Below are 3,113 nucleotides of genomic sequence, written 5' to 3' on the forward strand. Positions count from 1 at the left end.
GCTAAACGCACAAGCCAATCGTTTGGCACACCAGCTGATTGAGTGGGGTGTCAGGCCAGAGACCCGGGTAGCGATCTGCGTGCAGCGCAGTGCCGCGCTGGTCGTGGGGCTGCTGGCAATTTTAAAGGCCGGTGGGGCCTATGTGCCGATTGATCCGAGCTATCCGAGCGAGCGCTTGGCGCACATTCTTGCCGACGCGGCACCGAGCATTGTGCTGGCGGATGCGGCCGGGCGCGCTGCGTTGGGCGACGCGGCGCTGGCCGAGTGCACAGTGCTCGATCCGACTACGCTGCCGGCGTTGCCGGACACGAATCCGTCGGTGGCGGGTCTGACGGCCCGGCATCTGGCGTATGTGATCTACACGTCGGGCTCGACCGGCACCCCAAAGGGCGTGATGGTCGAACATGCCCAAACCGTCAATTTCTTGTGCTGGGCAGTGCAAACCTTTACGCCCTTGGAGACGCAGCATACGCTATTTGCTACCTCAATCAGTTTTGATTTGTCCGTCTATGAGTGCTTTGTGCCGCTCGCGCAAGGCTCGACCGTTCACTTGGTCAAGGACGCATTGGCGCTAATGCATCAGACGCAGCCTGTGTCACTGATTAATACGGTGCCTTCTGCGCTACAGTCCCTGCTGGCGCATCGGGCTAACTTATCTTCGGTCACCACGATGAACCTGGCGGGTGAGTCGCTGACAGCGCGCTTCATTGAGCAAATCTTTGAGCAAACGCCCATCCAGCGTCTCTGTAACCTTTATGGACCTTCGGAGAGCACCACCTATTCGACGTGGCGGCCGATGCAGCGTGGTGAGGCATGGATTGAGAGCATCGGCCGGCCGATTGCGAACACGCGCGTTTATCTGCTCGATGCGCACGGCCAGCCGGTGCCCCTGGGTGCGGTCGGTGAGTTGTATATTGGTGGTGCCGGGGTGGCCCGTGGCTATCTGAACCGCCCGGCGTTGACCGCTGAGCGCTTTGTGCCGGATCCGTTCTCCGATGAAGCGGGGGCACGGCTGTATAAGACCGGAGATCTGGCGCGTTATTTACCGGACGGCAATTTGGAGTATTTGGGGCGCAACGATGAGCAAGTGAAGATCCGCGGCTTTCGGATTGAACCGGAAGAGATCGAAGCGTGCTTAACGGCGCACCCGCGGGTGCGTGATGCGGTGGTGTTGGCAACAGGCGAAGGTCAGGATAAACGTCTGGTCGCATATGTGGTGGCCCAACCCGATGAAGCCTTAGTCAGTACCTTGCGGGCACACGTCTTGGCTCGCCTGCCTGAGTATATGATCCCCAGTGCGTTCGTGCGGCTCGACGCGTGGCCGCTGACGCCCAATGGCAAGCTTGATCGGCGTGCACTGCCGGCACCGGATGACGACTCGCTGGCGCATCAAGCGTATGAAGCGCCGCAAGGCGAGCTGGAGACGACACTCGCGACGATTTGGACCGAGCTATTGGGTGTTAAGCAGGTCGGTCGGCATGATAGCTTCTTTGCGCTCGGGGGCCACTCGCTGCTGGCGGTGCGGTTGATCGAGCGTCTGCGGCGTCGGGGAGTCGGGTTATCCGTGCGGGCGCTGTTCGACACGCCGGTGCTCAGCGCGCTGGCCCAGTCGTTGGGTCAGCATTGCGGAGTGGTGGTGGTGCCCAACGTGATCACACCCGACACCACTGCGATTACGCCGTCGATGTTGCCGCTCATTGAGCTGACGCAAGCGGACATTGATCGGATCGCCAAGCAGGTGCCCGGTGGCGTAGCCAATATCCAAGACATTTATGCACTGTCGCCGCTGCAAGACGGCCTGCTGTTTCACCATCTACTCGCGCGCGACGGCGATCCATATCTGCTGATGGTGCAGCTGGCTTTCGACAGTCGTGAGCGGCTTGACCAGTATCTGCACGCGCTGCAGCAGGTGATCGATCGCCACGATATTTTGCGTACCGCGTTCGTGTGGGAAGGCGTGTCGATGCCCGCGCAAGTGGTGTGGCGCCACGCTCGGCTGCCGGTCACCGAGTTGACGTTGGACGCTGCGGACGGGCCAATCGCGGAGCAATTAGCGTGGCGCTTTGATCCGCGTCACACGCGCTTGGATCTGACGCAAGCGCCGCTGCTGCACTGTGCGATCGCCCAGGATCGCAAGGGTCGCTGGCTGCTCACGCAGCGGCTGCACCATTTGATTGGCGATCACTCAACGCTGGAGGTGATGCACGCGGAGGTGCGCGCATTCATCGAGGGGCGAGGCGACACCTTGCCGCCGGCGCAGCCGTTCCGCCATCTGGTCGCGCAAGCCAGGCTAGGCGTGAGTGAAGCCGAGCATACGCGCTTTTTCACTGAGCTGCTCGCGGACGTGGAGCCGACCTTGCCGTTTGGGCTCGCGCAGGTACAGCACGACGGCAGTGACGTGAGCGAGTCACACCGGATGCTGCCTCAAGCGTTGAACGATCGGCTGCGTGCGCACGCGCGGCGCCTAGGCGTGAGTTTGGCGAGCCTATGCCATCTGGCGTGGGCACAGGTGCTCGCCCGCGCGAGTGGGCAACAACGCGTGGTGTTGGGCACCGTGCTGTTTGGACGCATGCAGGCGGGTGAGGGTGCTGATCGTGCGATGGGGCTCTTTATTAATACGCTGCCGCTGCGTGTAGACCTAGACGGCAGTGTGCGGACGTGTGTGCGGAGCACGCACGCGCGCTTGGCCGCGCTGTTGGAACATGAGCATGCGTCGCTGGCGCTCGCGCAGCGCTGCAGCGGTGTGCCAGCGGACACGCCGCTTTTTAGTGCGCTGCTCAATTACCGGCACAATGCGATGGACTCGGATGAGCGCAGGGGGCTACCGGGTGTTGCACTCTTGAGCGCGCAGGAGCGCACCCATTACCCGCTGACACTGTCGGTGGACGACGATGGGCAGTCGTTGGGGCTAACGGCCCAAAGCGTGCCGTCGCTGGAGCCTGAGCGAGTGTGCGCGTATATGCAGCAGGCGCTGCACAGCTTGGCCGACGCGCTCGAGACGACGCCCGACACCGCAGTGCAGCAGTTGCAGGTGCTGCCCGAGGCGGAGCGCGAGTTGCTGCTTAACACGTGGAACGCGACGCAGCAGGCGTATCCGTCGAACTGGTGCGTGC

1 protein-coding gene is annotated in these 3,113 nt (G+C 62.5%); it reads left to right on the forward strand.

What is annotated here, in order from left to right; genetic code table 11:
• Window positions 1–3,113 (forward strand): non-ribosomal peptide synthetase (locus KQH55_RS14585; protein WP_235091502.1); only part of this gene is annotated, 3,113 nt, incomplete at both ends.

The organism is Mycetohabitans sp. B3, assembly GCF_021498065.1.
Taxonomy (GTDB): domain Bacteria; phylum Pseudomonadota; class Gammaproteobacteria; order Burkholderiales; family Burkholderiaceae; genus Mycetohabitans.